Here is a 24,221-nt window from a genome sequence, read left to right as displayed (position 1 = left end):
TCGCTCGCGGCCGGGACGGGAACGGCGGCGTCGGTAGTCTGGGCTGATGCAGCGCCCCTCACGAAAGAGCCGTAACCCGATCCCCTCCCCCGCTCGCGCGGCGGCCGTCCTAGCCGGGGCGGCCGTGGCCGGGACGGTGTACGCCACAGGGTGGGAGCGGAACGCGTTCACACTGCGGCGGCACACCCTGCCACTGCTGGCACCCGGGTCCAGATCGCTGAAGATCCTGCACATCTCGGATCTGCACATGATGCCGGGCCAGAGACGTAAGCAGGAGTTCGTCTCCTCTCTCGCCGATCTGGAGCCGGATCTCGTGCTGAACACCGGCGACAATTTGTCCAGCGATCGCGCGGTCCCGTCAGTGGTGCAGGCGCTGGGCCCGCTCCTCGGCTTGCCGGGAGCGTTCGTCTTCGGATCCAACGACTACTACGCGCCCGTGCCCAAGAACCCGCTGCCGTATATCGGGATCGGTCGCCAGAAGCACTCTGCGATCCCATTGCCATGGCGCGATCTCAAGGCCGCGTTCTCCGAACGTGGCTGGATCGACGCCACCCATCGCCGGGCGGAGATCGCGGTGGACGGCCGCCGGGTCCTGGTAGCCGGTGTCGACGACCCGCATATCGGTCGGGACCGCTACTCGGAGATCGCGGGCCCGGCCGGGCCCGGATTCGACCTGAGGATCGGCCTCGCGCACGCACCGGAACCGCGGGTGCTGGACCGCTTCGACGCCGACGGGTATGACCTGGCAGTGGCGGGGCACACCCACGGCGGCCAGCTCTGTCTTCCCACCGGAGCGATCGTCACCAACTGCGGGATCGACCGTTCGCGCGTCAGCGGACTGTCCGCGTGGGGCCGGAATCTGATCCTGCATGTCTCGGCGGGGCTCGGAACGTCGCCGTATGTGCCGTTCAGGACGTTCTGCCCGCCCGAGGCCACTCTGCTCGAACTGGTGGCCGCACCCGGTGGTGGCGACGATCCGGGAGAGGTCCCTGCGATGCCGCTGCAGGAGAAGGTCCCCCTGCCCGCCTGACCCGGTTTCGCGAATCCGCGGACGGGGCGCTAGAGTATCCATCGTTGTCACCGGGGTGTGGCGCAGCTTGGTAGCGTGCTTCGTTCGGGACGAAGAGGTCGTGGGTTCGAATCCCGCCACCCCGACAATAAGAGGTCCCGGGTCACTGATGTGACCCGGGACTTCTGCTGTAATGCATGGCTTCCGTCACCTCTCCCGGGTTTTCCGGTGCACAGCAGAGACGGGCGTCCGTAAGGTCGGGTCATGACCACTGAGACCGACGCCCAGATCACCGCCCCCTCGGGGACTCCCACCAGCGAGACCGCCCGTACCGTGCATCCGAATTACGGCCGCATCACCACCACCGGCAAGGGCGACGCCGCGCTCGCTGAGGCCATGCAGAAAGTCCTCGACGGCACGTGGGCGGAGGCCCGCGAGACGACCCGCGCGGCCATGACCCCGGACATGCTCAACCCGATCGGTCTGAGCATGGAGGAGCACCGCGCGCACGTCCTGTCGGAGCTCCGGAAACTTGCCGATTCGAACATGGCCAAGCTCAGCTTCCGCGCGGAGGACGGGGGCACAGGCGACACCGGCGGCGCGCTGACCTCATTCGAGATGCTCGGCCACCTGGACCTGTCGGTGATGGTGAAGGCCGGTGTCCAGTGGGGACTGTTCGGTGGCGCGATCGCCAATCTCGGCAACTCCGAGACCCGCAAGAAGTATCTGCCGGATGTCATGTCACTGGACCTGCTGGGCTGCTTCGCCATGACCGAGATGGGTCAGGGGTCGGATGTGCAGAATCTGGAGACCACGGCCACGTACGACACCGGGTCCGGCGAGTTCGTGATCAATACCCCCACCCCCAGCGCGGAGAAGGCCTACATCGGCAACGCGGCCCGCGACGGCCGTATGGCCGCGGTGTTCGCGCAGCTGATCACGCACGAGGACGGCGAGGAGCTCCGGCACGGTGTGCACTGCCTGCTGGTGCCCATCCGTGACGAGGCGGGCGCGGACATGCCCGGGGTCACCACCACCGACCACGGACATAAGGGCGGCTTGCTCGGCGTCGATAACGGCCGGATCCGCTTCGACGAGGTCCGGGTGCCCCGCGATGCGCTGCTCGACCGGTTCGGCGCGGTGGATGAGAACGGAAAGTACTCTTCGCCCATTGATTCGGTCGGCGCGCGCTTCTTCACGATGCTCGGCACGCTGATCCGGGGACGCGTGTCGGTTGGTGCGGCCTCGGGCGCGGCCGCACGTACCGCGTTGGCGATGGCTGTTCGCTACTCGTTGGTACGTCGCCAGTTCGACCATCCGGAGACCGGAAGGGGTATCCCGCTACTGGAGTACCGCGAGCACCAGCGTCGACTCCTACCGCGGGTGGCCCGCGCCTACGCGTATGCGTGTGCGCAGAACGCGATCATCGCCGAGTTGGATGAGTTCGAGAAGAACCCGGAGGCGTTCGACGAGGTCCGTCGCCGCGAGATGGAGACCCACGCGGCGGGCATCAAGGCCACCGTCACCGCGTTCGCCAACGACACCATCACCGAAGCCCGGTTGGCGTGTGGTGGTGCTGGCTACATGGCGGAGAACCGCATCACCGAGATGCGTAAGGACTGCGATGTCTTCTCGACGTTCGAGGGCGACAATGTGGTGCTCACGCAGCTCGTCGGCAAGGAGCTAATGGGCGCGTACGCGGCGGAGTTCGGCGACATGGACCAGCGGGAGACCGTGGCGTTCGCGCTCAGTACCGCGGTCGACGTGGTGCAGGAGAAGACTCGGGCGTCCACGCTGTGGCAGAAGCTCGTCGACGCCGTGACCGACCGCGAGCACACCGATCTGCTCGACCGCGGCCACCAGTTGGAGGTGCTCGTCGATCGCGAGGAGCACCTTCTGGAGACGGTGGCCCGCCGCCTGCGTAAGGCTCAGGGCCAGGATGGTTCGGCCGCGTTCAAGGTGTTCAACTCGGCGCAGGATCACCTGCTGCAGGCCGGTCGCGCGCACATGGACAGCTGGGTGTTCGCCCGGTTCGCCGAGGCCGTGGACGCCTGCGAGGACCCGGAGGCCAAGGAGGTCATGGGGATGCTGTGCGACCTCTACGTCCTGGACATCGTGGACAGCGACAGGGGTTGGTTCCTCGAGCACAACCGCTTGACGACCGAGCGCACCAAGGCTGCCAGCGCGGCCCGCAACCGGCTGTGCACCAAGCTCGCTGGCCGGGCGCGCACCCTGGTGGACGCGTTCGCGATCCCGGAATTCGTGTTTGACGTGCCCATGCTCACCGATGGTGGCGTGGACACGGTCGCGTCGGAGGAATCCATCGACGCCTGACCCGTCGGCACCGGGACCGGCCCGGGGCGAGCGCGCGCGTCAGGCGCGTCGGCTCGCCCCGCCGGCCAGTCTCACGGCCACCGCGGAACACACGGTCACGGCCACCAACACGGCGGCCGCTGTCCACGCGACCGTGCCGGAGCCCGCCAATAGGACGGCATCGAGCGCTGCGGTGGCCTGCCCCGTCGTCGTCGCCGAGGTTGCGGTGACCACCGCGGACGGCGCACCGCCGGAGACCCACACCCACCACGCGACGCCGGCCGAGGCCCCCGCGAGGATCACAGCGATGATCCGGCCGGGCCAGGCCCCGAGAACCGCGACGAGGGCGCGCCACAGCGTGGAGGAGGCGACGACGACGAGGGCCACCAACGCCACCACAGCGACCGACTCGAGGGTCGAGGGCGCGTCGGCGGTGGCCAGCGCCCACGCGGAGAGACCCGCGGTGAGCACGGCCAGTGCGAGTACCGGCTCGGCGATCGAGGAGCCAGGCCGGCGGACGAGCTGCACCAGCAGTGCGCCCAGTACCGCGGCTGCGGCCACGGCCATGATCCCTGCGGAGGTGCGGCGCTGCGAGTCGTCAGCAGCGGCGGCGGCCTCCATCCCGGCGTCGCCCTGCTCGGCGGCGAGGGCGCGCCCGGTGCTGCTGACGGAGTCCTGCGTCCGGATCGCGGAGTCGGAGACGCTGGCGGCGCCGTCACGCAGGGTGATCGCGCCGTCGGCGAGTTCACCCGCGCCGCCCGCGAGGTCGCGGGCGCCGCGGGTCGCCTCGTAGACCCCGTCGCGCATCGGGGCGCCGGGGGCGGAGAGCTGGCGGGCGAGTTCGGTGGCGCCGTCCTCGAGCCGGTCCAGGCCTCCGAGGGTGTCCTGGTCCATGCCCTGCGCCGCGAGTTGGTCGCGGAGGCCGGTGAGCGCCTCGCGTGCGCGGACGGTTTCGGGGGCGTCGCCCTGGAGTCGACTGAGGGCGTCCTCGATCGCGGTGGAGACCTGCCCCTGGATCACTGCCACGCCACGCACGGCGCCCACGACCCGGCTGACTCCGTCGGAGAGCTCGGTGGCTCCCGACCCGGCCTCTCCCATCCCGGCCTGGAGCTGTTCCATACCGGTGGCCAATTCGGTGGAGCCGTCACGTAATTCCACGGCGCCGTCGGCGAGTTCAGCGGACCCGGTTCGTAGGCGCTCGGCGCCCGCCACGGTGAAGGAGGAGTTGGCCGCGGCGTCGGAGAGCGCCGAACGCACCGGGCCGCCCGCGCCGTCCGCGGCCTGCTCCTGGTGGGGTGCCGGCCCCACCACTGCCCACAGGGCAGCCAGCGCCAGTGGCAGGACGATGAGGATCAGGCCCAGGATCCGTCGCGCGATACCCGGACGGGGTGCGTCGGCGCGGACGTCGGCGCCGTCCCTGGGGACGGATTCGGGGTCGGGATCGCTGACCGGTAGGACATCCGTTTCGGTGTCCGTCTCCGCCTTCGAGTTCTCCGAGGGGGTCGCAGAGGGGCTCATATTCGGAGGGTAACCGCTGGCCCGGGCCATACCCGCAGGTCACCCGGCACGCCACAACATCGGTGTCGGAGCCGGTTGATAAACTCGCCCCCAATCGACATGACCCCTCCCCCGAGCGGGAATGACACCTCACCGCACCGCACGCCTCATCACGGGTTCCAGCGCAGGCCCCGTCGCAGGAAGGAGCCATGAGCCCCGTCCTCGCGATCGCCTCTGCAGGTCTGGCCACGTTGCTGGCCTGGCCGCTTTCGCGGTGGCTCGGGCGGGGTGCGGGGTGGCCGCTCGCGGCGCTGTATCTCCTCGGCGCGGCGCTCCTCCTGCCTGAGATCCACAACGCCGGAGTTGGCTTCAGCAGGGTCATTTCGATTCCCTGGGTGCCCGCCCGCGGCTGGACCCTGGATCTGTTCGCGGACCCCACGGGTCTGCTGTTCGCGATGCTCGCGCTGGTGATCGGCGCGATCGTGTTGATCTACTCGTCGTCGTATCTCGAGGGCGGCGAGGGCGGACCCAGCGCAGGGTTACGACCTCAGCACTACGGCTTCTTCCAGCTCATGACCGTGTTCACGGTCTCAATGCTGGGGCTTGTGCTCACAGACTCGATGCTGCTGCTGTACGTGTGTTGGGAGCTCACGTCGCTGGCGTCGTTCGCGTTGATCGCCAATTCGGGCCGCCCCGCGTACGCGGCCGCGCTACGCACCCTCACGGTGACGATCGTCGGCGGCCTGGTCCTGCTGGGCGCGCTCGTGGCCATCTGGTTGCGCACGGACACCACGTCCATCTCGGCGGCCCTCACCCACGACGTCTGGGCCACCGATCCCGGTTTCACCGCCGCGGTGGCGGTGGCCGTGGCGATCGCGGCGTTCACCAAATCCGCGCAGTTTCCGTTCCACTTCTGGCTGCCCGACGCGATGGCCGCATCCACACCGGTGAGCGCCTACCTCCACGCTGCAGCGGTGGTCAAGGCCGGCATCTTCCTGTTGATGCGGTTCTCTCCTGCGTTCCACGACGTACCGGTGTGGAACGCGGTGCTCGTGTCGGTGGGAATGGGTACCGCGGTGATGGCGGCTGTGTTCGCACTGCAGAAGACCGACCTCAAGCAGCTCATGGCCTACTCGACCGTCAGCCAGCTCGGGTGGATCATCACCGCGATCGGCGTCGGGACGCAGGCCGCCCTCGCCGCGGCTGCTCTACACACCGTCGCCCATGCCCTGTTCAAGTCCGGGCTCTTCATGCTGGTCGGCGTGGTGGACCACGGGGCGGGGACGCGAGACATCCGTGAGCTCGGCCCGCTGTGGCGCCGCATGCCGTGGGCGTTCGGCGCCACCGTGCTCGGCGCAGCCGCCATGGCCGCCGTGCCGCCCACCCTGGGTTTCGTCTCCAAGGAGTCCATGCTCACCGCGTTCGGTGACGTGGTCGGAGGCCCGGTGGCGGTCACGGCCCTGCTCGCGGCTGCGGTGATCGGCGCGATTCTGACATTCCTCTACTGCGCTCGCATCGTCCTGGGCGGCTTCCTCGGCGCCTACCGCGACCCGGCCCGGCCGGCTGTCGGCGCAGGCGACGTCCACGAGGGCCCGCTGCGCCTCTGGCTACCCGCCGCCCTGCCCGCCGCGATCGGACTGCCACTCGCACTGGTGGTCGGGGTGTTCGACGCGCCAATGTCGGCGGTCGCGAAGGCGGCAGCCGGGCCATTCGGGTGGGAACCGGTGCAAAGCGGCTTCGCGCAGTACCGCGCCCTCCCACCCGGATCCACGGAGTCGGACCTGTCCTACGAGGCCGACTTCGCGCTGTGGCACGGGGTCACCCTCGAGCTGGGGCTCACCGCCCTGATCCTGATCGTCGGGGTCCTCCTGGTGTGGCGCCGCGGCCTGATCGACCGCGCCCTGGACCGCGAACTGCTGCCGTTCACCGGCGCCTCCGCCCTGGAGGGCCTGATGTCGGCCACCACCAGGGCCGGCCGCGCGCTGATCCGTCCGACCGAGTCGGACTCCCCTGCCCGCCATGCCGGCGCACTGCTCGCGGCCCTGATCGTCTACACCGTCGGGATCGGTGGATGGGCTCTGGCGAGCGGCGCCGCGATCCCCCCGCGTGTCGCCGGGCTCGACAGCGCGATCGACATCATCCTGCTCATCGTGGTGGCCGTGGCAGTAGTCGGGCTGTGCATCGCACACTCGCGACTGTCCGCCGCCGTGTTGCTATCCGCGGTCGGAATCGCGGTGACCATCCAGATCTTCGGTCTCGGCGCGCCCGACGTCGGTCTTACCCAGCTGTTGGTCGAGGCGCTCACGATCATCATGTTCGTGCTCGTCCTGCGGCGACTTCCCCGCGACTTCATCCCGGCCTCACGCCGGAGGAACATCGCGGCCATCGTGCTGGCCGCGCTCACCGGCGTCGTGGCCACGGTCAGCGTGCTGGTTTTCACCGGGCGTCGCGAACGGTCCCCAATCGGGATGTACCTGCTGGAGAACGGTCCGGAGATCACCGGCGGAAACAACGTGGTCAACACAATCCTCGTGGAGTTCCGAGCACTCGACACACTCGGGGAGGTCGCCGTGCTCGGCGTGGCAGGCATCGCGATCCTCGCCGTCCTGGGCTCGGTTCGGACCCCCGCCGACGCCGGGGAGTCTGCGCCTGATCAGGAATCCCTCCCCGGAACCGAGCAGAGCACCGGAACGGCAGCGGAGGCACTCGAGGACGCCGCACGCAACACCGTGCCGCTCCAACTACTCGCGCGAGGGGTGACCCCGGTCCTGGCCCTGATCTCACTCATCCTGCTGTGGCGCGGCCACAACGAGCCCGGAGGCGGCTTCATCGCTGCCCTCGTGGCGTCGTGCGCGTTCGCCCTGATTTACCTGGCTCGTGAGTCGGACCGTCCAGTGAGCCGGCCCTCCACCCCGGTCGCGCTCATCGGCGCGGGACTGCTGCTCACGGGGCTGACCGGGGTCGGCGGCTACGCGATCGGACAGTTCCTCGAGCCCGCCCACTGGCTCGTGGCCGGCCAGCACATCTCGAGCGCGCTCATCTTTGACCTCGGCGTGTTCGCCGCCGTACTCGGGCTGGTCATGACGGCGTTCAACACCCTCGGGGCGGGCCGCGCCCCCGCCGAGGTCGTCCCAGGTCCGGATGCGCCGGACACGGCGCACCGCACGGGCGGTGGTCGCCGAGCAGGTCGCGACGCAGGCGGGCAGGTCGTCCGATGACCGTGGCGATCATGATCGGAGTCATCACCGCCGGCGGCGTCTACCTGATGATGCAGAGGGGTATGGTCCGCGTGGTGTTCGGCCTGTCCCTGATCAGCCATGCGGTCAACCTCGTGCTGCTCAGCGCGGGTGTCTCGGCGTGGCGGGCCGAGCCCCTGGCCAACGTCAACGGGCCCGAGGTGTCCGCGGACCCTCTGCCCCAGGCGTTCGTCCTCACCGCGATCGTCATCACGCTCGCGGTGACAGTGTTCATGCTCGCCCTCGCCGTCGTGAGCCGGGACGACGACACCCACAACGTCCCGCCCACAGGTGAGGAACACGCGTCGTGACCGCCCAACTCCTGCCCCTGCTGGCAGCCATCCCGGTGATGGCGGCCGCCGTGACGGCGATCCTGCCGTCCCGCATCGCCGGCCGACTCGTGACGCTGTCGATCCCGGCGGCCACCGCGGTGGCCGGCCTCGCGCTGCTCGCGGCGCATCGCTCGGAGCCGGTGATCGCCACTTCTGTGGGCGGGTTCGTCCCCGGCGTGGCCATCCCGTTCGTCTCCGATTCCTTCACCGCACTCATGCTCGTCACCACCGGGGTGGTGGCCATGCTCTCGCTCGTGTTCTGTTCTCAGACCGGCGAATTCGGTCGCAGCCGCTACTTCGCGCCCCTCGCACTGCTCCTGCTCGGAGGGGCCAACGGCGCTCTGCTCACCGGTGACCTGTTCAACCTCTTCGTCTTTGTCGAGGTCATGCTGCTGCCCTCCTACGCGCTCATCGCCATGACGGGCACGTGGCGCCGGCTGGGGGCGGGCCGGTTGTTCGTCGTGATCAACCTGCTCACCTCGACACTGCTGCTCGCGGGCGTCGGGTTTGTGTACGCCACCGCCGGGAGCGTGAACCTCGCCGTGCTGGCGGGGGCGGCGACGGAGGACGGCCGGGTCGCCGCCGCGTTGGGGGTGGTCCTGATGGCCCTGTGCATCAAGGCCGGCGCCGTCCCCGTCCACGGGTGGCTCCCCCGGGCCTACCCCGGAACCTCCGCTGGCGTCATGGCACTGTTCTCCGCACTGCACACCAAGGTCGCGCTGTACGCGGTCATCCGCATCTGGGCCACCGCGTTCGACCTCGATCCCGCGTGGGGACGCGTACTTCTGGTGGTGGCGCTGGTGACCACGCTGTGGGGCGCCGTCGCCTCGGCCGCCCCCATCGGTGCGCGCGAGATCCTCGCCTGGCAGATGGTCTCGGGCGTCGGGGTCATCCTGGCAGCACTGGCCGTCGCGCAGGCCCCCGGCGGGGCGATCGTCTACATGATCCACCACATGGTGACCATCGGCGCTCTCGTGCTGCTGTTCGGTGCTGCCGAGCACGTCTACCGCAGCGGCCAGCTCGGCGGGCTGTCCGGGCTGTGGTATCGAGAACGTCCCCTGGGCGTACTGCTGGTGCTCGCGATCGCGGCGCTGGTCGGCCTGCCCCCCACCTCGGGACTGATCGGCAAGGTCGAGGTCGTCAGCGCAGCCCTGGGGACGGGCGGCGCGTGGGGGATCGTCACCGTCGTCGTCATCCTGATCTCCTCGCTCATCGGGCTCGTGGCGATGCTCCGCCTGTGGCGCGGCACGATGTGGGGTGGGCCGGCCCTCCCGGTTGGTGAGTCCGGCGGGAGCGGAGAGCCGTCGCAGGAGGACAACGAGTCCGGCCGGGCGCCTCGCGTGCCGGCCCGTCTGCTCGTGCCCGGTGGCGCACTCGCCGTCGTCTCGGTGGCGCTGTTCCTGGGATACGGTGCGGTCGCACCTGAGGTGGACCGGGCGGTGGCCGGCCTCGTCGACACCGACGCCTACGTCTCGGCTGTGCTCGACGGACCGGGCGCGATGACCGCCTCGACGATCGGTGGGCAACCGTGATCCGTCGCGTGCTCCGCGCCCCTCTCGTCCTGGGCTGGCTGCTGTGGAACGTCGTGCTCTCCTCGTTGGCACTGGCCGGGGAGGCGCTGACGCCCGGACCGATCGGGACACCGGTCCTGGTGCGCTATCCCATGCGGTGCCGTACCGATATCGAGGTCACGGCCCTGGCATGGGCGATCACGGTGACTCCCGGCACACTGGTGACCGTCATCGGCGACGACGAGTTGTGGGTGCACGTGGTGCTCGGCGGGCCCCGGGAGGAGATGATCGAATTGCTGGGACAGACCGAGGACCGCATTCTCTCCGTTCTGCGGGGTGATGGGGCATGAGCCCGCTGCTGACGGGGCTTCTGCTCCTGTCCACTGCCATCGTCATGGCGAGCATGGTCGTCGCTGCGGTCCGCGCGGTACGCGGGCCGGGAGATGCCAACCGTGCCGTCATGGCCGATCTGAGCTACTTCTGCGCCGTGTCACTGTTCGTGCTCTTCGTGATCCGTCGGGGATCCACGGTGGCTCTGGACGTGGTGATGCTCGGCTCGCTCATCGGTGTGCTCTCAACGGTCGCACTGGCGAGGCTGCTCTCGCGAGGGCGGCGGTGAGGTAGGTGGAGGGGTCGATGCTCACGGATCTGCTGATCGGCGTACTGGCGTTGTTCGGGTCGCTATGCTTCCTGGTGGCCGCGGTGACCATGTCCAGGGCCGGCGATGCGCTCACCCGCATCAATATCTTGTCGGTGGCGACCGGCCTCGGGATGATGCTTTTCATCCTGTCGGCGTACGTTCACGAACTGAAATCCGGCTTCGGCTGGGTGGATCTCGCCAAGGCGCTGGTAGCCCTCGGAGCGACGGTGGTGGTGACCACTGTCGCTTCCATCACCCTCGCTCGGGCGGCCTACCGAGCTGACGGCAAGCTCGACCCCTTGACGGCGTACGACGACATCGCGGAGGAGTACTGACATGCGCGGTTCCGAAGACACGCCCCACGACGACGATGACTGGGGAAACCCGTCCACCGATCCGCTCGACGCGGAGATGACCGCCGTCGCGCTGCGCGATCCGAGCATGGCCGCTCGCCAACTCGATACGCTCATCGGCGCCGGCGAGCTCCGTGAAGCCGCGGAACTGGTGTCCGCCATGCCATCGTGGCTTGTCGTCGACGTCCTCGAACGCAGTGGCGCGAAGGACCGGGCCGTCCTGTTCCGCCTGCTTCCCAAGGGCAGCGCTCATTCCGCCTTCCAGTCGCTCGACCCTCCGCTGCAGTCCGAACTGATCCACGATCTGCAGGACGACCGCGTCAGGCAGATCTTCTCGGACCTCGATCCCGACGACCGCGCAGGTCTCATCGACGAACTCCCCGCCGATGTGGCGACCCGGTTGATGCGGGAGCTCTCCCCAGAGGAGCAGGCGCTCACCGCCGTCGTCCTCGACTACCCCATCGGTTCCGTGGGGCGTCGCATGACGCCGCAGTTCGTCTCCACCCACCCCGACACCACCGCGGCCGAGACGCTCGAACGGGTCTCGCGCCGAATCGACGATGTCGAGACGATCTATGCACTGCCGGTGACCGACGAGCAGCGCACCCTGGTGGGGATCGTGGGATTGCGCGCGGTGATGAAGGCAGATCCCGAGACCCCGATCCGCGATCTGATGAACAACGCCGTGAGCGCCCGCGCACGGGAGTCTGCCGAGAAGGCGGCCCGTCGATGTTCGGGTGAGCGGTTCATCGTGCTGCCGATCGTCGACAACGAAGACCGACTGGTCGGGATCCTCACCTTTGACGACGCGCTGCGCATTCTTGAGGACGCCGAGTCCGAGGACACCGCCCGACAGGGCGGTGTCGAACCCCTGCGTCGGCCCTACCTCTCGACTCCCCTGCGGTCCCTCGTTCGTTCGCGCGTGCTCTGGTTGCTCGTACTCGCGGTGGGTGCCGCGCTCACGGTGCAGGTGCTGGAGGTCTTCGAGTCAACGCTCGAGCAGGTGGTGGCGCTGTCACTGTTCGTGCCGCTGATCATCGGCACGGGTGGAAATACCGGGAATCAGGCCGCGACCACCGTCACGCGCGCGCTGGCGCTGGGCGATGTCAGCCCCAGGGACACCTTCCGCGTGCTCTGGCAGGAAGTTCGCACCGGGTTCACCCTGGGACTCATCCTCGGTATCGTCGCGTTCTGTGTGGCGGGCCTCGTTTACGGCCCGGATTTCGGACTGGTGATCGGCCTGACCCTGCTGTCGTTGTGCACGATCGCGGCATCGGTCGGTGGAATCATGCCGATGCTCGCCAAGACATTGCGCGCTGACCCTGCAGTGTTCTCCAACCCGTTCATCTCGACCTTCGTCGACGCCACCGGGCTGGTGGTCTACTTCCTCATCGCGCGGGCGGTCCTGGGCTTGTAGGCGAATCATCCGGCCGCAGGCATAGCCAACGGCTAGCGTGACGAGTGTCAAGTCCGGCCCGCCGGAGTTCCGCCTGCCGAAGGTGCCCATGGCCCACGCCGCCGCCGTCGTTCTTCCTCCCGCCCCTCCTGCCGAAGCGCTTATGCCAGAGCTCGCCTGCTACGGCCTCGCCGGGCACAGCGCCTCCCCCGCCGACCTCATCGCCGAGGCCGCCCGGGCGGAGGAGCTGGGGCTCGGCTCGATCCTGCTCTCCGAGCGGTTCGCGCTCAAGGACGCCGCCGTGATGGCGGGCGCGGCGGTGGCCGCGACCAGCCGGATCGGGGTGGGCACGGCCGCGACCAATCACAACACCCGGCATCCGCTGGTCAGCGCGACCATGGCCACCACCCTGCACCGCATGTCCGGCGGGAGGTACGCCTTCGGGCTGGGCCGGGGCATTCCCATTCTGTTCGACATCATGGGCCTGCCGCACGTGACCTCGGCGCAGCTCGAGGACGCCATCGGCATCTACCGCACGCTCTGGTCAGGTGGGTCGGTGGTCGGCCACGACGGCCCCGCCGGCAGCTACCCGTACCTCGTGCAGGATGCGTCGTTCGACGAGGACATCCCGGTGTTGCTCATGGCGATGGGTGACAATCAACTGCGGCTGGCCGGACGGATCGCCGACGGCGTCGTGCTGCATACGTTCATGTCGGATTCCGCGGTCGAGCGCTGCGTGCGCCTGGTCCGGGAGTCCGCCGAAGAGGCCGGTCGCGATCCCGCCGGCGTGCGGGTCTGGTCGGTCATGGCCACCATCGAAGACTCCCTCGACGAGACGGCCCGGTTGCGCAAACTCGTCGGGCGGCTGGCCACATACCTGACCGGGTACGGCGACGTATTGGTCCGTGTCAATGGCTGGGATCCGGCGGGACTCGAGGCGTTCCGGGCGGACGAACGCCTGTCCTCTTTTTCAGGTGCACTCGACGCCACCGATGATCTCGACCTGCTGCGCCACGCCCACGATGTCCTGCCAGACGAGTGGCTCGCTACGGCCGCTGTCGGTAGTGCCGCCCACTGCGCCGACCGCATCGAGGGTCAGCTCGCCCTGGGCGCCGACTCGGTGGTCCTGCACGGCGCGACTCCCGACGAGCTCGCCCCGGTGCTCGCCGAGTGGAGCGCACGCCGAGACCCCGAACGCTTCGCCCACCTCGAAGCCAACCCAGGCCGGATACACCCACGCCCGTCACTCGCACGTCCCCGGAAGGACAACTCATCATGAGCAGTGTTGCATCGAACCCCAGCGTGGTCAGCACACCGGACGCGGTGACGGCGTCGTGGCTATCGGAGGTCCTCGGAACCGAGGTCCGCTCGGTGCGTACCGACCTTGTGGGCACAGGCCAGATCGGGTGCTGCGTGATCGCGCACGTGGAGGCCGACAATCTGCCGGCAACGCTGTTCGTCAAGCTACCGAACCCGGATGAGGGCATGCGCCCGCTGCTGCACGGTGTGTACCGCAGTGAGGTGGTGTTCTACCGCGACCTCGCGCCGACGGTCGCGGTTCGGGTCCCACGGGCCCGGTTCGCCGCACTCGGTGAGCGGGAGGGCGAGTTCACGCTCATCCTCGACGACGTGACACCGCTGGTCCAGGGCGATCAACTGGCCGGGCTCACGGTGGATCAGGCCCGCGACTGCGCCGTGAACCTCGCCGGCCTCCACGGGCCGCGTTGGAGCGATCCCGCACTCCTACAGATCGACGGCCTCTCGGTGGCTACGGTCGAGGACAACCTCACGCTGCAGGAAATGGGTGGGCCGGCGTTGGACGCCTTCCTCTCCGAACTCGGGGACCAGCTCGACGACGAAGAGCGAGGCATCCTGTCCGAGATCGCCCCCATGATCGCGAAGTGGGCCAACGGTCGGTCTGAGCGATTCGCTCTGCTGCACTCGGACTACCGGGCCGACAACATGCTGGTCGACCCGGCCGGGAAGCTTCCGTCACTGGCATGTGATTGGCAGACGCTCACGGTGGGACTACCCGGCCGCGACTTGGGCGGCTTCCTTGAGTCGAGCCTTACCGTGGACGACCGGCGGGCCGCGGAGCGCGACATCGTGGCCGACTACCACCGGGCCCTGCTGGAGCACGGTGTCACCGACTACACACTTGAGGCCTGTTGGAACGACTACGTCTACGGACTACTCCAGACCCCGGTAGTAGGGATCTTCGGCTGGATGTACGGCACCCGCACTGCCCGTGGTGACGAGATGTTCGCGTTGCTGATGCGGCGGGCCTGCCGGGCCATCGCCGACCATGACGGACTGGCTGTGGTCCGGGCCGGCTGATCGCCACACCGGCCTCAAACGCACGGAATCCGCTACCCGAACCAGGCATCCGCTGCCCGGATTCGGGTAGCGGATCGCGCGGACGAGTAGCGGATTCCGGGCTGGGGCCGGCGTCAGTCCTGGAGGCGGGTGTTGCCTCGCTCGGATGCCTCGACCTTGGACTTCACGGCTGCGCCGAGATCCGGGTCGACTGCGGACCAGTAGGCGTACACGCGGTCGAGCAGTTCCGTCTCGGACGGGTCGATCGCGCTCACGTGGCCTGCGACATTGTTCTGCAGGCGCTCCCGAGCGGCATCGTCCATGACCTCGCGGTAGAGGATGGTGGCCTGCACCTGGTCGGTGTCCTCTTGGTGCGGGTCGACGTCACCGCGGTAGATCTCCGAGCCCTTGGTGTCCCATTCTCCGAAGTCGTAGGCCTTGGCCGGGTCTGCAGTGGGGCCGTCGATCGAGTTGGGGTGGTACTCGGCCACCGCCGGATGGTTGAACTCGTACTGCATGTGGCCCTCCTTGGAGTAGGAGTTGACCGGCGATACCGGCATGTTGACCGGCAGCTGCTGGTAGTTGGGCCCGATGCGGTAGCGCTGGATGTCCGGGTACGCAAAGACGCGGCCGAGCAGCATCTTGTCAGGTGAGAAGCCGATTCCGCGCACGATGTTGGTGGGCGCGAACGCGGCCTGCTCGATCTGCGCGTGATGGTTCTGCGGGTTCCGGTTCAGCGTCATGGTACCGACCTTGCGCAGCGGGTAGTCCTTCTGCGACCAGGTCTTGGTGAGGTCGAACGGGTTGAACCGGTAGTTCTCGGCCTCGTCGACCGGCATCACCTGGATGTGAAGGTCCCAGGAGGGGAACTCCCCGTTCTTGATGGACTCGAACAGGTCCTGACGGTGGTAGTCGGCGTTCTCACCGGCCAGCCTGTCGGCCTCGTCCTGGGTGAGGAAATCGATGCCCTGGTTGGTCTTGAAGTGGAACTTGACCCAGTGGCGGACGCCCTCGGCATTGATCATCTGGTAGGTGTGCGAGCCGAAGCCGTCCATGTGACGCCAGGTCTTGGGGATCCCGCGGTCGCCCATGAGCCAGGTGACCTGGTGGGTGGTCTCGGGGCTGAGGGTCCAGAAGTCCCACTGCATGGCGTGGCTGCGCAGGCCGGACGCGTTTTTCCGACGCTGCGAGTGGATGAAGTCCGGGAACTTGATGGCGTCCCGGATGAAGAAGATCGGCGTGTTGTTGCCGACGAGGTCGTAGTTGCCCTCTTCGGTGTAGAACTTCAGAGCGAAGCCACGCGGGTCTCGCCAGGTGTCCGGCGAGCCCTTCTCGCCGGCGACGGTGGAGAACCGTGCCAGCATCGGGGTCTTGACGCCCTTCTGGAACAGGCCGGCGCAGGTGATGTCCGAGATGTCCTCGGTGGTCTCGAACTCGCCGAACGCGCCGGATCCCTTGGCGTGGGGGATGCGCTCGGGAACATTCTCCCGGTTGAAGTGCGCGAGCTTCTCGATCAGGTAGAAGTCGTGCAGCGGCTGCGGGCCCTGGCGGCCGACCTGGGCGCTGAACTCGTCGTGGGGAACCGGCACACCGCTATCGGTGGTGGTGGGCGCCTTGGGGGCAATATCTCGTACGCCGCGATCGGCGGGATGCGTAGTCACGTCAGTGGCTCCTCTGAGGTTGGGTGGAGTTGCGGTGTGGTCTGTGTCTCAGTCTGCGACGAGTAGGGCCTCGCTCGCCCGACATTCGGGACATATGCCCCAATAGTTGACCTCTGCTTCATCTATCTGGAAGCCGTGGTCACGGTCCGTGGCGAGGCAGGGTGCGTGCCCGACCGCGCAGTCGACATCCTCGATCAGACCGCATTGGCGGCAAACGAGGTGGTGGTGATTGTCCCCGGTGCGTCGTTCGTACCGGGCCGGCGACCCGGCGGGTTCGATGCGGCGCATGAGTCCGACATCGGTGCAGACGCGCAGCGCGTCGTAGACGGTCTGTGTGGAGACCGCACCGAGCCGCTCGCGCACCCTCGTCGCGACGTCCTCCGCCGCGATGTGGGGACGAGCATCGACGACGGCAAGGACCGCAAGCCGCGGAGAGGTGACCCGCAACCCGACTTCCCGGAGCAGCGCTCCCGGGTTCTTTGTCTCTGTCGTCATGACACCACCATAGCCCACCTTTCTGGAAGAGGTCCAGAAAACGATCAATTCTGCTCTAGGGCCGCGCACACGACCTCCGCGACCCGCGGATATCCCACTGGGCCGCGCTTCCTTCCGGCCCTGCCGTCGCCGACTAGGGTGGGTCGAGATCAACAAACCGCAGGAGGAAGCCATGTCGGAGACCGCCATCGGACCGGTCGTGTGCGGCTATGACGGCTCGGAGGATGCACGCCGTGCAGTGGCCTGGGCTGCTGCCTGGGCCATCGAGCACGGCACGACCCTCGAGGTGATTTCCGCCGATCGTGCCGTCGGCCGGGTGGTCACTTTTGACGAGACGGCCCGCGCCAACGTCGAGGGCGCCATGCGAGATCAGCTCGCCGACCTCACGACAGGCGTCGAGGCGAACTTCCGTGTTCTCGCCGACAGTCCCGTCGGGGCGCTCGTCGAGGTCGGCCGCATCGCCTCCGCGATCGTCGTGGGCAGCCGCGGACTCACCGCTCGTGAGGACTTTGCCATGGGGTCCACCTCCGCCGGTGTGGTCGAGCATGCGACCTGCCCCGTCATCGTGATCACCCCGCGAACGCCTGAAGGCCCGTCGAGCGGTCCGGTCGTCCTGGCCGCCGACGGCTCCGCCGCCAACGATCCCGCCATGGCGTTCGCGTTCGCCGAGGCCGAGCGGCGGGGCACCACGCTGCGGGTCGTCAACTCGGTGGAGGTCCCCAAACTGCCGGGCGCCTCGCTCTTCGACCTGGACAAACTGGCCGAAAGTGTCCTCGCCGAGGACGAGAAAACCGTGCTCGACGCTCTCGCGCCGCACGAGGCCCGCCACCCCGATGTCACCGTTGACCTGATCCTGGTGGTGGGCGAACCCGCTGTCACGGTCGCCGACGAAGCGACCGGCGCCGCCCTGCTGGTCACAGGGTCCCGCGGTCACGGCGGCTTCAAGGGACTTCTACTCGGTTCGGTCAGCCGCCGACTACTCCAGACCGCCCCCTGCGCGGTCGCCGTCATCCGGCCGACCGACTGAGCCAGCGGAAGCCGCACTGCCAGGTGGGGCTGGCTAGGCAGGCCCGATCCGGAGCATGCGGGTGAGCGTGGGCTGCCACATCACGCCGGGGGCATCGCCCCGGGAATCGATGGTGCCGGTGAGTTCCATCGGCTCGTCCAGCGGGGCGTGCCCGACGAATGTGCGCATGACCTCGCGGCCGGTCTCGACATCCGTCGAGGTCACATCCACCGGGCCGAACTTCTGTGCGAGACCCTGATCAGAGATCGACCCGAGGTCCGGCCCCAGACCCTGCTCCGCACGGGGCGGGCCGTACGCCATCGCATGGATGAGGCCATCGCCGGTGGTGAGCTTGGGCAGCGACGCGGTCCGGGCCAGGGACGTCCAGGCCCGTGAGCAGTCGCCGCCGGGTCCCACGTCGATGCGGGTCATCCCGCCGGTGTACGGCGCGGACGCGGGAGCGGCGGGACCGTCGACGGCGAACGGTGGGTATTCGAAGCCATAGGTGTTGACCAATACCAACGCGTTGCCTGAAGCGATGATCGAGTTCTCCGAAACCGCGGGCCCCTTGATCAGCACCCCGTCAGCCGCCGCGGACGAGGGCTCCAGAGTCGTGGCAAAGGCGGGCATCCGGCACACCTCGGATCCGTCATCGCGGCGCATCACGATCAGATCCGGATGCTCGGCGTCATCGGTGATCGCCACCAACTCACCGCCGGGACCGAAGTAGGTCGGCGTCGTGCCCGAACCATGGGCCAACAAACCCGGCTTGCGCGCCGGCTCCACCTTGTAGGGGCGACTCCACCGCACGACGGGCATCCCGTCCGCCCGGAGGTCGATCTCATAGAGCGCCCGGGTGGTGATCACCGACGCGCCTCCGGGCCGCACAGTGAGTCCATTAGAGATCTTCTCCCCCGCGGGTAGGCGGAGGAAGCGAAGCTCGTCGTCATGACCAGGGCCGCCGGCCCTGGCGCGGCCCCCCGCGGGACTCACCGTGCCGACCGTCCCACCCGACGTCGCGAACCACACGCGTCCGTCGAACGCGGGCATCAGGCCGGTGATCGCGTCGCCGTCTGGGACGGCCGACGACAGATCGGCCAGGACGTCGACCGTCATGCGCCACGGCCCCTCGGGGGTGCGCTCGTGGCCCACGGCCAGGAGCCGGCGGTTGCCGTCGGCCACCACCACGCGGTCATGGTCGTCGAGGTAGCCGTACACCCCGCCGAGCAGCGCCCCCTTGGCCAGCTGCACCTCTGCCAGCACCGCGGCGGTGTCCGGGTGGAACAGCTTCACGGTCGGCGCCAGCGGGGTGGGCGGATTGAGCCCGACATACGAGGTGCACAGCGCGACCGGCATGCCGTCCGAGCCCACGAAGACCGTGGAGCAGGTCGCACCGGTCAGCGCGGAGGTGATGGTCGGGTTCGACCCGGGGCCGCGGCCCGGCAGGGTGTCCGTGGCGGCGGGGTCGCCGTGGACGGTGGCCGTTCCGGCGGGGCCCAGCTCGGGCGGCCACGGCGTCCGCGCGTCGGCAGCAGGTGGGTGGAGCAGTGTCGCCGTCGCAACTGTTGCGGCCGCCGTGGCCAGAGCCGCGATGGTCGTGGTGAGTATCCGTATCCGGCCTGCACTTTGCATGAGCTGATCTCATCATGCTCGACTCGCTGCCGCCAGATATACGGCCATGATCCCGCCACCGCCGGATGCAGCGGCGGAGAGGCTGACGTCGGATCAGATGTGGATGGTCACGTCCGCGTTCTTGCGCAGCTTCTGGGAGAGTTCCTCCATCGCCTTGGCCTCCTTCTCGGTCGACACCTGCTCCTCGACCTCGCCGCGGACCTCCTCGAGCGGAGGCAACTGCTGTGCGCCCTCGCCGCCGCCCATCGCGGCCTGCTGATCGGCGACCTGCTTGTAGGCCTGATCGACCTCCGCGTCGGTCGCCTCGAATTCGCCGTACTCCTCGGCCAGCAGCTTCTGGACGCGCAGCTGCTTGTCGATCTGGTCCAGCACGTCCTGGCGGTCAAGCCCCTGCTCGCCCATACCGGTGATGAACTCGTCGGCGCTGACCTGGTTTCGCTCGGCGAACACCGCGAGTTCGGCCTTGACCTCGTCGTCGGAGACGTCGATGCCGCGCTTCTTGGCTTCCTGGAGCAGCAACTCGGTGCCGACCAGGCCCTCCGAGGTCATCTTCTTGAGCTGCTCCTCGTCCACGGGCTGGCCGGTCATCTGCGCCTGCATCGACATCTGCTTGTACTGGCTCTCGAATACCGAGAGAAATTCCTCGCGCGAGATCTTGGTGCCGTTGACCTCCGCTACCGGGTCAGGGATGCCCGAGGTGTCGGGCCCGTCGGCCTGCTCGGCGCCGGAGTCCGCGCCGTCACCCTGTTCCGTCTGCTCGGCCGCCGCCTGGGTCTCGGCCGGGGCAGTGTCGCCGTCGTCGCCGCCGGCACTACAACCAGCCGCGATCAGCACGGCCCCGGCTGCGACCACAACGGTCCGCAATGTCCTACTGAGCACTCGATCTCCTGACGTTGACGGGGTGCATGAGGACGCCGACGGTACACACCGGACTTAGGCGGGACCTGTGCACGAGACAAAAAGGGGTGCGGACGCTGCGCCAAAGCGCACCGTCCGCACCCGCGCCCACCTGGTCAGAACCGGAGAAGCGCGCCCTCCGCCACGTCCTGCGGCAGGGTGTCGACCACCACCACGGCGCCGGAGGTGGCCAACACGTGACCAACAGCGGCGTCCAGATCGTCAGGGCCATGGTCTGCGCTGCAGCGATGCCTGGTGAGTAACAACGTGTCGATGCGCCCCTCGCGCGCACTGTGCAGGATGTCCGAACCGCCACCTGCCAGCGCGCGACCGGCACCGATCGCGTCGCCGAAGCGTTCCGCATCGGCTTCGGCCTTCTGCTTCATCTCCGGCTGGACGACGGCCCACGCGCGCTGGTGCAGCTCAGCCGGTGACAGGGCGTCGGGGTTGCCGGCCGCGACACCGTCCACGAGTGTGCCGTGCTGCAGGTTGTCACGAATCGGCCCGTGGTACTCGGACACCGAGGCCAGCACGACCGGGCGGCGGTCGTTGGGGTCCAACACTTCGTCGAGCCCCTGAGCGACCTGCCGCAGGAACTTCTTCAGTTGGACGTCGCCCACCTCGGCGCCGGTGCCGTGAGTGTGGAGCACGCCCCCGCCGACGCTGCGCGAGACTGAACCGGAGGCCGGACCGGGGCTGAACTGCTGCTGTGAGGGAGGCAGGTCATCCCCGGGCATGTCATCCATCGAGGACGGGATCGACCCGAGTTCGAGCTCGCGAATGGTGGCGGCGGTGCCCTCGAGGAGGCGGGCCTTGTTCTGGCTCACCGCCAGCACCACGAACTCGCCGTCGCCAACAGCGGCGGGCACGATCGGTCGGACGGCAAAGCGGTCGCTGACGTGCACAGCCTCCGGGAAGTCCTTCGTCACGCGGTACGCGCGCCAAAATCCCTTGGACGCGTACAGCGCCAGGCCGTCGGCGAGGTGCTGCCAGTAGGCGTCATCCTCGAGCAAGGTGACCAGCGGGCCGAGGATCTCGTCGGTTTCCTCCTCCGCCGCGCCGTGCGCCTTGAGTTGCGCCTCGGCTTCCTTGATCAGTGCCTTGGCGCGAATGGCGTTCTCGCGGACTTCGGCACCACCGCGGGCGGTGGGCATGAAGATGGACACCGACCTGCCGGTGGCGGTTCCCAGCTCGGTGAGGTCGGTCGTCGGGATCGGATCGACTTCTGCGGTACGGATGAGATCAGCCATGACCTGACGCTACGGACATCGCTGTCCCCGGGGGCGGTTATAGCCAGGACGTTGTGGGGTCGTGACCTACCGGCACAGGGACCTGGCCACCGGGAACCATCGGCGTGGGGTCCGTCGCGGTTACCATCGCTCGGGTGAACGACCAGCTCCAGACACCTGCGCTGACCCGGCCTGTGAGCACCGCCCGGATCCTCACCACACTCATGGTTCCGCTCTTCATGGCGTTGCTGGCGTTGTCCGTGATCAACGTGGCGCTCCCGGTGATCGGGACGGCGTTGGATTCGGATTCTCGCGGCCTGCAGTGGGTGGTCTCCGGATACGCGTTGTCGTTCGGGTTGCTGCTCGTCCCGGCGGGCCGTCTCGGCGACGCGACCGGCCGCAAACGCCTGTTCCTGGCTGGCGTGGCGGTGTTCGTGGTGGGCGCCGTGGTGGCGGGTCTCGCGCAGTCGATCGAGATGCTCAACCTGGCGCGAGTGATCCAGGGATTGGGCTCGGGCATGCTCAATCCGCAGACCTTCGGCCTCATACAGAAATATTTCCGCAAGGAGGCACGGGCCCGCGCCTTCGCGACCATGGCCACCACCGTCTCGATCGCCACTGCCTCCGGACCATTGATCGGCGGGCTCCTGATCCAGGCGGTCGGTGAAGACCTGGGGTGGCGCGCGATGTTTCTGGTCAACGTGCCGCTGGGCGTGCTGGCGCTGGTGCTGGGCCAGCGTTGGCTACCCGACGACCGCCGCATCCCCTCCCCGCCCGGCGTGGGGCCGGATGTGGGCGGTTCGCGTTCGCGAGCCGGGGCGCTGGCCTCTCTGGAGCTGGCCGAGCCCAGCGATGAGCACCGCCCCGGGGACGATGACCACAACCGCGACGACGACAACGCGATCCCCACCGCAGGACTCGCAGCCTCTCCCGACGCGCCCGTGCAGGCACCTGCCACCACCCGCCGCAGAAGGCGCCTGGACCTCGACCCGGTAGGCATCGTGCTGCTCGGCGCGGCTGTGCTCTCGCTGATGCTGCCCTTCCTGACCCGAGGCGGGAACCTCGCCTACTGGGCGTTGGTACCGGTGGGGTTGGTCCTGATGGGCGCGTTCTCCTGGTGGGAGCGGCGGTATGAGCGCATTGGGCGGCCGCCGCTGGTCAATCCCGACATCTTCCGCGACACGGCGTTCCGCAACGGCATGATCATCGTGTCTATCTACTTCGTGGGCGGCACTAGCCTCTGGATCATCACGCCGATGTACCTGCAGTTCCATCTCGGATACGCACCCATCAACTCAGCGCTGATCAGCCTGCCGGCGTCGATCTGCGCGGCGGTCTCGGCGCAGGTCGCCGGGCGCTTCGTGTTGCGCCTCGGCCGACGGATGGTTGTGGCGGGTTTCGCGATCACCATCACCGCGCTACTGGTCTTCATCCTGCTGGCAGGCCTGGTGGACTCCGGTGCGGTGAGCTATCTGGTCTTCATGGCCCCGGCAGCCCTGATGGGGACCGCACAGGGCATGACCATCTCGCCCAATCAGACCCTCACCCTGCGGGCGGTGGATCCCGAATACGGCGGGGTCGCCGGCAGCATCATCTCGTTGGGCCAGCGAATGGGTACGGCGGTGGGCACGGCGATCGTGCCGGGTGTGCTGTTCTGGATCGTCGAGTCACAGGACGACTGGCTCCTGGCGTTCCGGGTGGCACTGGGGCTCATCGCGACGCTGGCCGCGGGCGCGATGGCGTTCAGCGTCGTGGACCGGCGCCGCGAAATCCGCAGCGGGTCCCCGGCCTGACCGGCACCCCGTGTGGCGCATGATCAGCGTGTGCACTGCTGTGGCACCTGAGGCTCCTACCTGCGGTTTCGCACCTTTCCGGTCGGGGTGATTTCGGGACCAAACCCCTGCGCGGTTGACCACTATTGAGTTGAATCCCTTGACGAGGCTCCTAGGCCAGCCCCCTCCTGGCGCTCTCTCAACCCTGCAATCCCTCAACCCAAGGAAGGCACCCTCATGTGTTCTACCCTCGCCCGCCACGCGTTCGCGGCGGTCGCCGCGGTGGCTACCACCGCAGCACTTGCCACGCCCGTGGCCGGAGCACAGTCCTTTTCATTCGAGATAACCACAGCCCCGCGATGTGACTCCGCGAGCCCGGCTGAGGTTGAGGAACTCGTCACAGAGATCCACGAAGAGACCAACCGCGAGCGCGAGGCCGCGGGCCAAAACCCCGTCAAGCGTCTCGACAGCCTGGACGACATCGCCCAGACCTGGAGCTCGCAGATGGCCAACGAGAACCGGATGTACCACAACCCGAACATCCGGGACCAGGTCTCGACCACCTACCCGGGGCAGTGGCGCAGCTACGGCGAGAATGTTCTACAGAACTGGTGCGGAAAGACCGGCAAAGATCTGGTCACTCAGTGGATGAACTCACTACCCCACCGCCTCAACCTGATTAACCCCGCGCACACGCACCTCGGCGTGGGCGTCGCGGTGGCCGACAACAAGAAGCTCTTCGCTACACAGAACTTCGTCAGTCTGCGCTGACCCGCACGCCCCCTCGACGCCCCCGCCCCCGCCGACCCTTCTCAGCGGCGGGGGCGTCGTCGTAGTTACACCGCTGTAACGGATGGGGCTAGAGTGACGACAGATGCAGGAGTGACTCTGGTGACCGAACTGGCCACAACCGTCGCTCGTTAACA

At 68.3% G+C, this 24,221-nt stretch carries 20 protein-coding genes and 1 tRNA gene; 15 read left to right on the top strand and 6 right to left on the bottom strand.

Features of this window, described 5'->3' with window-relative positions:
* The first annotated feature begins 46 nt into the window (after nt 1-46).
* The 3 genes from ON04_RS02870 to ON04_RS02860 all read left to right on the top strand — a co-directional run bounded on the left by ON04_RS02870 (nt 47) and on the right by ON04_RS02860 (nt 3,343).
* Nucleotides 47-1,030 (top strand): metallophosphoesterase, encoded by a 984-nt coding sequence (locus ON04_RS02870; RefSeq protein ID WP_010540071.1) that lies wholly within the window; start codon nt 47-49, stop codon nt 1,028-1,030.
* A gap of 51 nt (nt 1,031-1,081) precedes the next feature.
* Nucleotides 1,082-1,155: transfer RNA gene (locus tag ON04_RS02865), tRNA-Pro, on the top strand.
* Nucleotides 1,156-1,273: 118 nt separating this feature from the next.
* A complete protein-coding gene (locus ON04_RS02860; RefSeq protein WP_010540070.1) occupies nt 1,274-3,343 on the top strand; it encodes an acyl-CoA dehydrogenase family protein in 2,070 nt (689 codons plus the stop codon).
* Nucleotides 3,344-3,382: 39 nt separating this feature from the next.
* Here the strand turns inward: ON04_RS02860 and ON04_RS02855 are convergent, their stop codons facing one another.
* Nucleotides 3,383-4,840: a hypothetical protein gene (locus ON04_RS02855; protein ID WP_010540069.1), complete on the bottom strand. Its 1,458-nt coding sequence runs from the start codon at nt 4,838-4,840 to the stop codon at nt 3,383-3,385.
* 188 nt (nt 4,841-5,028) lie between these two features.
* Here ON04_RS02855 and mbhE point away from each other — a divergent pair, with 188 nt between their 5' ends.
* The 9 genes from mbhE to ON04_RS02810 are packed head-to-tail and all read left to right on the top strand — an operon-like array spanning nt 5,029 to nt 14,624.
* On the top strand, nt 5,029-8,037 hold the full coding sequence (gene mbhE, locus ON04_RS02850; RefSeq protein WP_010540068.1) for a hydrogen gas-evolving membrane-bound hydrogenase subunit E: 3,009 nt from the start codon (nt 5,029-5,031) through the stop codon (nt 8,035-8,037).
* Nucleotides 8,034-8,366 carry a sodium:proton antiporter gene (locus tag ON04_RS02845; RefSeq protein WP_010540067.1) on the top strand — a complete coding sequence of 111 codons (333 nt, stop codon included), beginning with the start codon at nt 8,034-8,036 and terminating at the stop codon, nt 8,364-8,366. The genes mbhE and ON04_RS02845 overlap by 4 nt, the downstream gene beginning before the upstream one ends.
* A complete protein-coding gene (locus ON04_RS02840) occupies nt 8,363-9,919 on the top strand; it encodes a proton-conducting transporter transmembrane domain-containing protein (protein WP_010540066.1) in 1,557 nt (518 codons plus the stop codon). Before ON04_RS02845 ends, ON04_RS02840 begins: the two co-directional genes overlap by 4 nt.
* Nucleotides 9,916-10,248, top strand: coding sequence for a Na+/H+ antiporter subunit E (locus ON04_RS02835; RefSeq protein ID WP_010540065.1), 333 nt, complete (start codon nt 9,916-9,918; stop codon nt 10,246-10,248). Before ON04_RS02840 ends, ON04_RS02835 begins: the two co-directional genes overlap by 4 nt.
* Nucleotides 10,245-10,517, top strand: coding sequence for a monovalent cation/H+ antiporter complex subunit F (locus ON04_RS02830; protein WP_010540064.1), 273 nt, complete (start codon nt 10,245-10,247; stop codon nt 10,515-10,517). Before ON04_RS02835 ends, ON04_RS02830 begins: the two co-directional genes overlap by 4 nt.
* Before the next feature lie 17 nt (nt 10,518-10,534).
* The gene (locus ON04_RS02825) at nt 10,535-10,873 is read left to right on the top strand and encodes a cation:proton antiporter (RefSeq protein WP_010540063.1); all 339 of its coding nucleotides are present in this window, start codon (nt 10,535-10,537) and stop codon (nt 10,871-10,873) included.
* A 1-nt stretch (nt 10,874) separates the two neighbouring features.
* On the top strand, nt 10,875-12,308 hold the full coding sequence (gene mgtE, locus ON04_RS02820; RefSeq protein ID WP_010540062.1) for a magnesium transporter: 1,434 nt from the start codon (nt 10,875-10,877) through the stop codon (nt 12,306-12,308).
* Between the two features lie 37 nt (nt 12,309-12,345).
* On the top strand, nt 12,346-13,566 hold the full coding sequence (locus ON04_RS02815) for a TIGR03857 family LLM class F420-dependent oxidoreductase (RefSeq protein ID WP_010540061.1): 1,221 nt from the start codon (nt 12,346-12,348) through the stop codon (nt 13,564-13,566).
* Entirely contained in the window at nt 13,563-14,624 is a 1,062-nt protein-coding gene (locus ON04_RS02810; protein ID WP_010540060.1) for a phosphotransferase family protein, read from the top strand. Before ON04_RS02815 ends, ON04_RS02810 begins: the two co-directional genes overlap by 4 nt.
* A gap of 113 nt (nt 14,625-14,737) precedes the next feature.
* Here the strand turns inward: ON04_RS02810 and ON04_RS02805 are convergent, their stop codons facing one another.
* Together ON04_RS02805 and ON04_RS02800 are read right to left on the bottom strand one after the other, a co-directional pair.
* A complete protein-coding gene (locus ON04_RS02805) occupies nt 14,738-16,264 on the bottom strand; it encodes a catalase (RefSeq protein WP_010540059.1) in 1,527 nt (508 codons plus the stop codon).
* Nucleotides 16,265-16,312: 48 nt separating this feature from the next.
* Entirely contained in the window at nt 16,313-16,759 is a 447-nt protein-coding gene (locus ON04_RS02800; protein ID WP_010540058.1) for a Fur family transcriptional regulator, read from the bottom strand.
* A gap of 172 nt (nt 16,760-16,931) precedes the next feature.
* Between ON04_RS02800 and ON04_RS02795 the strand changes: the two genes are divergently transcribed.
* A complete protein-coding gene (locus ON04_RS02795) occupies nt 16,932-17,786 on the top strand; it encodes a universal stress protein (RefSeq protein WP_010540057.1) in 855 nt (284 codons plus the stop codon).
* A 33-nt stretch (nt 17,787-17,819) separates the two neighbouring features.
* On the opposite strand, the gene ON04_RS02790 is transcribed toward ON04_RS02795, so the two are convergent.
* From ON04_RS02790 to ON04_RS02780, 3 genes are all read right to left on the bottom strand, one after another.
* The gene (locus ON04_RS02790; protein WP_010540056.1) at nt 17,820-19,397 is read right to left on the bottom strand and encodes a hypothetical protein; all 1,578 of its coding nucleotides are present in this window, start codon (nt 19,395-19,397) and stop codon (nt 17,820-17,822) included.
* A 93-nt stretch (nt 19,398-19,490) separates the two neighbouring features.
* Nucleotides 19,491-20,276 (bottom strand): SurA N-terminal domain-containing protein, encoded by a 786-nt coding sequence (locus ON04_RS02785; protein ID WP_238529216.1) that lies wholly within the window; start codon nt 20,274-20,276, stop codon nt 19,491-19,493.
* A 134-nt stretch (nt 20,277-20,410) separates the two neighbouring features.
* The gene (locus ON04_RS02780; protein WP_010540054.1) at nt 20,411-21,544 is read right to left on the bottom strand and encodes a baeRF3 domain-containing protein; all 1,134 of its coding nucleotides are present in this window, start codon (nt 21,542-21,544) and stop codon (nt 20,411-20,413) included.
* Between the two features lie 134 nt (nt 21,545-21,678).
* On the opposite strand from ON04_RS02780, the gene ON04_RS02775 reads away from it, so the two are divergent.
* Entirely contained in the window at nt 21,679-23,316 is a 1,638-nt protein-coding gene (locus tag ON04_RS02775; RefSeq protein WP_238529215.1) for an MFS transporter, read from the top strand.
* 216 nt (nt 23,317-23,532) lie between these two features.
* Nucleotides 23,533-24,066: a CAP domain-containing protein gene (locus ON04_RS02770; RefSeq protein ID WP_010540052.1), complete on the top strand. Its 534-nt coding sequence runs from the start codon at nt 23,533-23,535 to the stop codon at nt 24,064-24,066.
* The last annotated feature ends 155 nt before the right edge of the window (nt 24,067-24,221 follow it).

The sequence above is a fragment of the Dietzia alimentaria 72 genome (assembly GCF_000226215.1).
GTDB lineage: Bacteria > Actinomycetota > Actinomycetes > Mycobacteriales > Mycobacteriaceae > Dietzia > Dietzia alimentaria.
The sequence above is the reverse complement of the archived record's forward strand: the minus strand, read 5'-3'. Positions and strand labels throughout refer to the sequence as shown.

Excerpts from the sequence above, each read along its gene's own strand:
- ON04_RS02870 (WP_010540071.1), top strand. The coding sequence starts at position 47 with ATGCAGCGCCCCTCACGAAAGAGCCGTAACCCGATCCCCTCCCCCGCT.
- ON04_RS02860 (WP_010540070.1), top strand. The coding sequence starts at position 1,274 with ATGACCACTGAGACCGACGCCCAGATCACCGCCCCCTCGGGGACTCCC.
- ON04_RS02855 (WP_010540069.1), bottom strand. The coding sequence starts at position 4,840 with ATGAGCCCCTCTGCGACCCCCTCGGAGAACTCGAAGGCGGAGACGGAC.
- mbhE (WP_010540068.1), top strand. The coding sequence starts at position 5,029 with ATGAGCCCCGTCCTCGCGATCGCCTCTGCAGGTCTGGCCACGTTGCTG.
- ON04_RS02845 (WP_010540067.1), top strand. The coding sequence starts at position 8,034 with ATGACCGTGGCGATCATGATCGGAGTCATCACCGCCGGCGGCGTCTAC.
- ON04_RS02830 (WP_010540064.1), top strand. The coding sequence starts at position 10,245 with ATGAGCCCGCTGCTGACGGGGCTTCTGCTCCTGTCCACTGCCATCGTC.
- ON04_RS02825 (WP_010540063.1), top strand. The coding sequence starts at position 10,535 with ATGCTCACGGATCTGCTGATCGGCGTACTGGCGTTGTTCGGGTCGCTA.
- mgtE (WP_010540062.1), top strand. The coding sequence starts at position 10,875 with ATGCGCGGTTCCGAAGACACGCCCCACGACGACGATGACTGGGGAAAC.
- ON04_RS02810 (WP_010540060.1), top strand. The coding sequence starts at position 13,563 with ATGAGCAGTGTTGCATCGAACCCCAGCGTGGTCAGCACACCGGACGCG.
- ON04_RS02800 (WP_010540058.1), bottom strand. The coding sequence starts at position 16,759 with ATGACGACAGAGACAAAGAACCCGGGAGCGCTGCTCCGGGAAGTCGGG.
- ON04_RS02795 (WP_010540057.1), top strand. The coding sequence starts at position 16,932 with ATGTCGGAGACCGCCATCGGACCGGTCGTGTGCGGCTATGACGGCTCG.
- ON04_RS02790 (WP_010540056.1), bottom strand. The coding sequence starts at position 19,397 with ATGCAAAGTGCAGGCCGGATACGGATACTCACCACGACCATCGCGGCT.
- ON04_RS02780 (WP_010540054.1), bottom strand. The coding sequence starts at position 21,544 with ATGGCTGATCTCATCCGTACCGCAGAAGTCGATCCGATCCCGACGACC.
- ON04_RS02770 (WP_010540052.1), top strand. The coding sequence starts at position 23,533 with ATGTGTTCTACCCTCGCCCGCCACGCGTTCGCGGCGGTCGCCGCGGTG.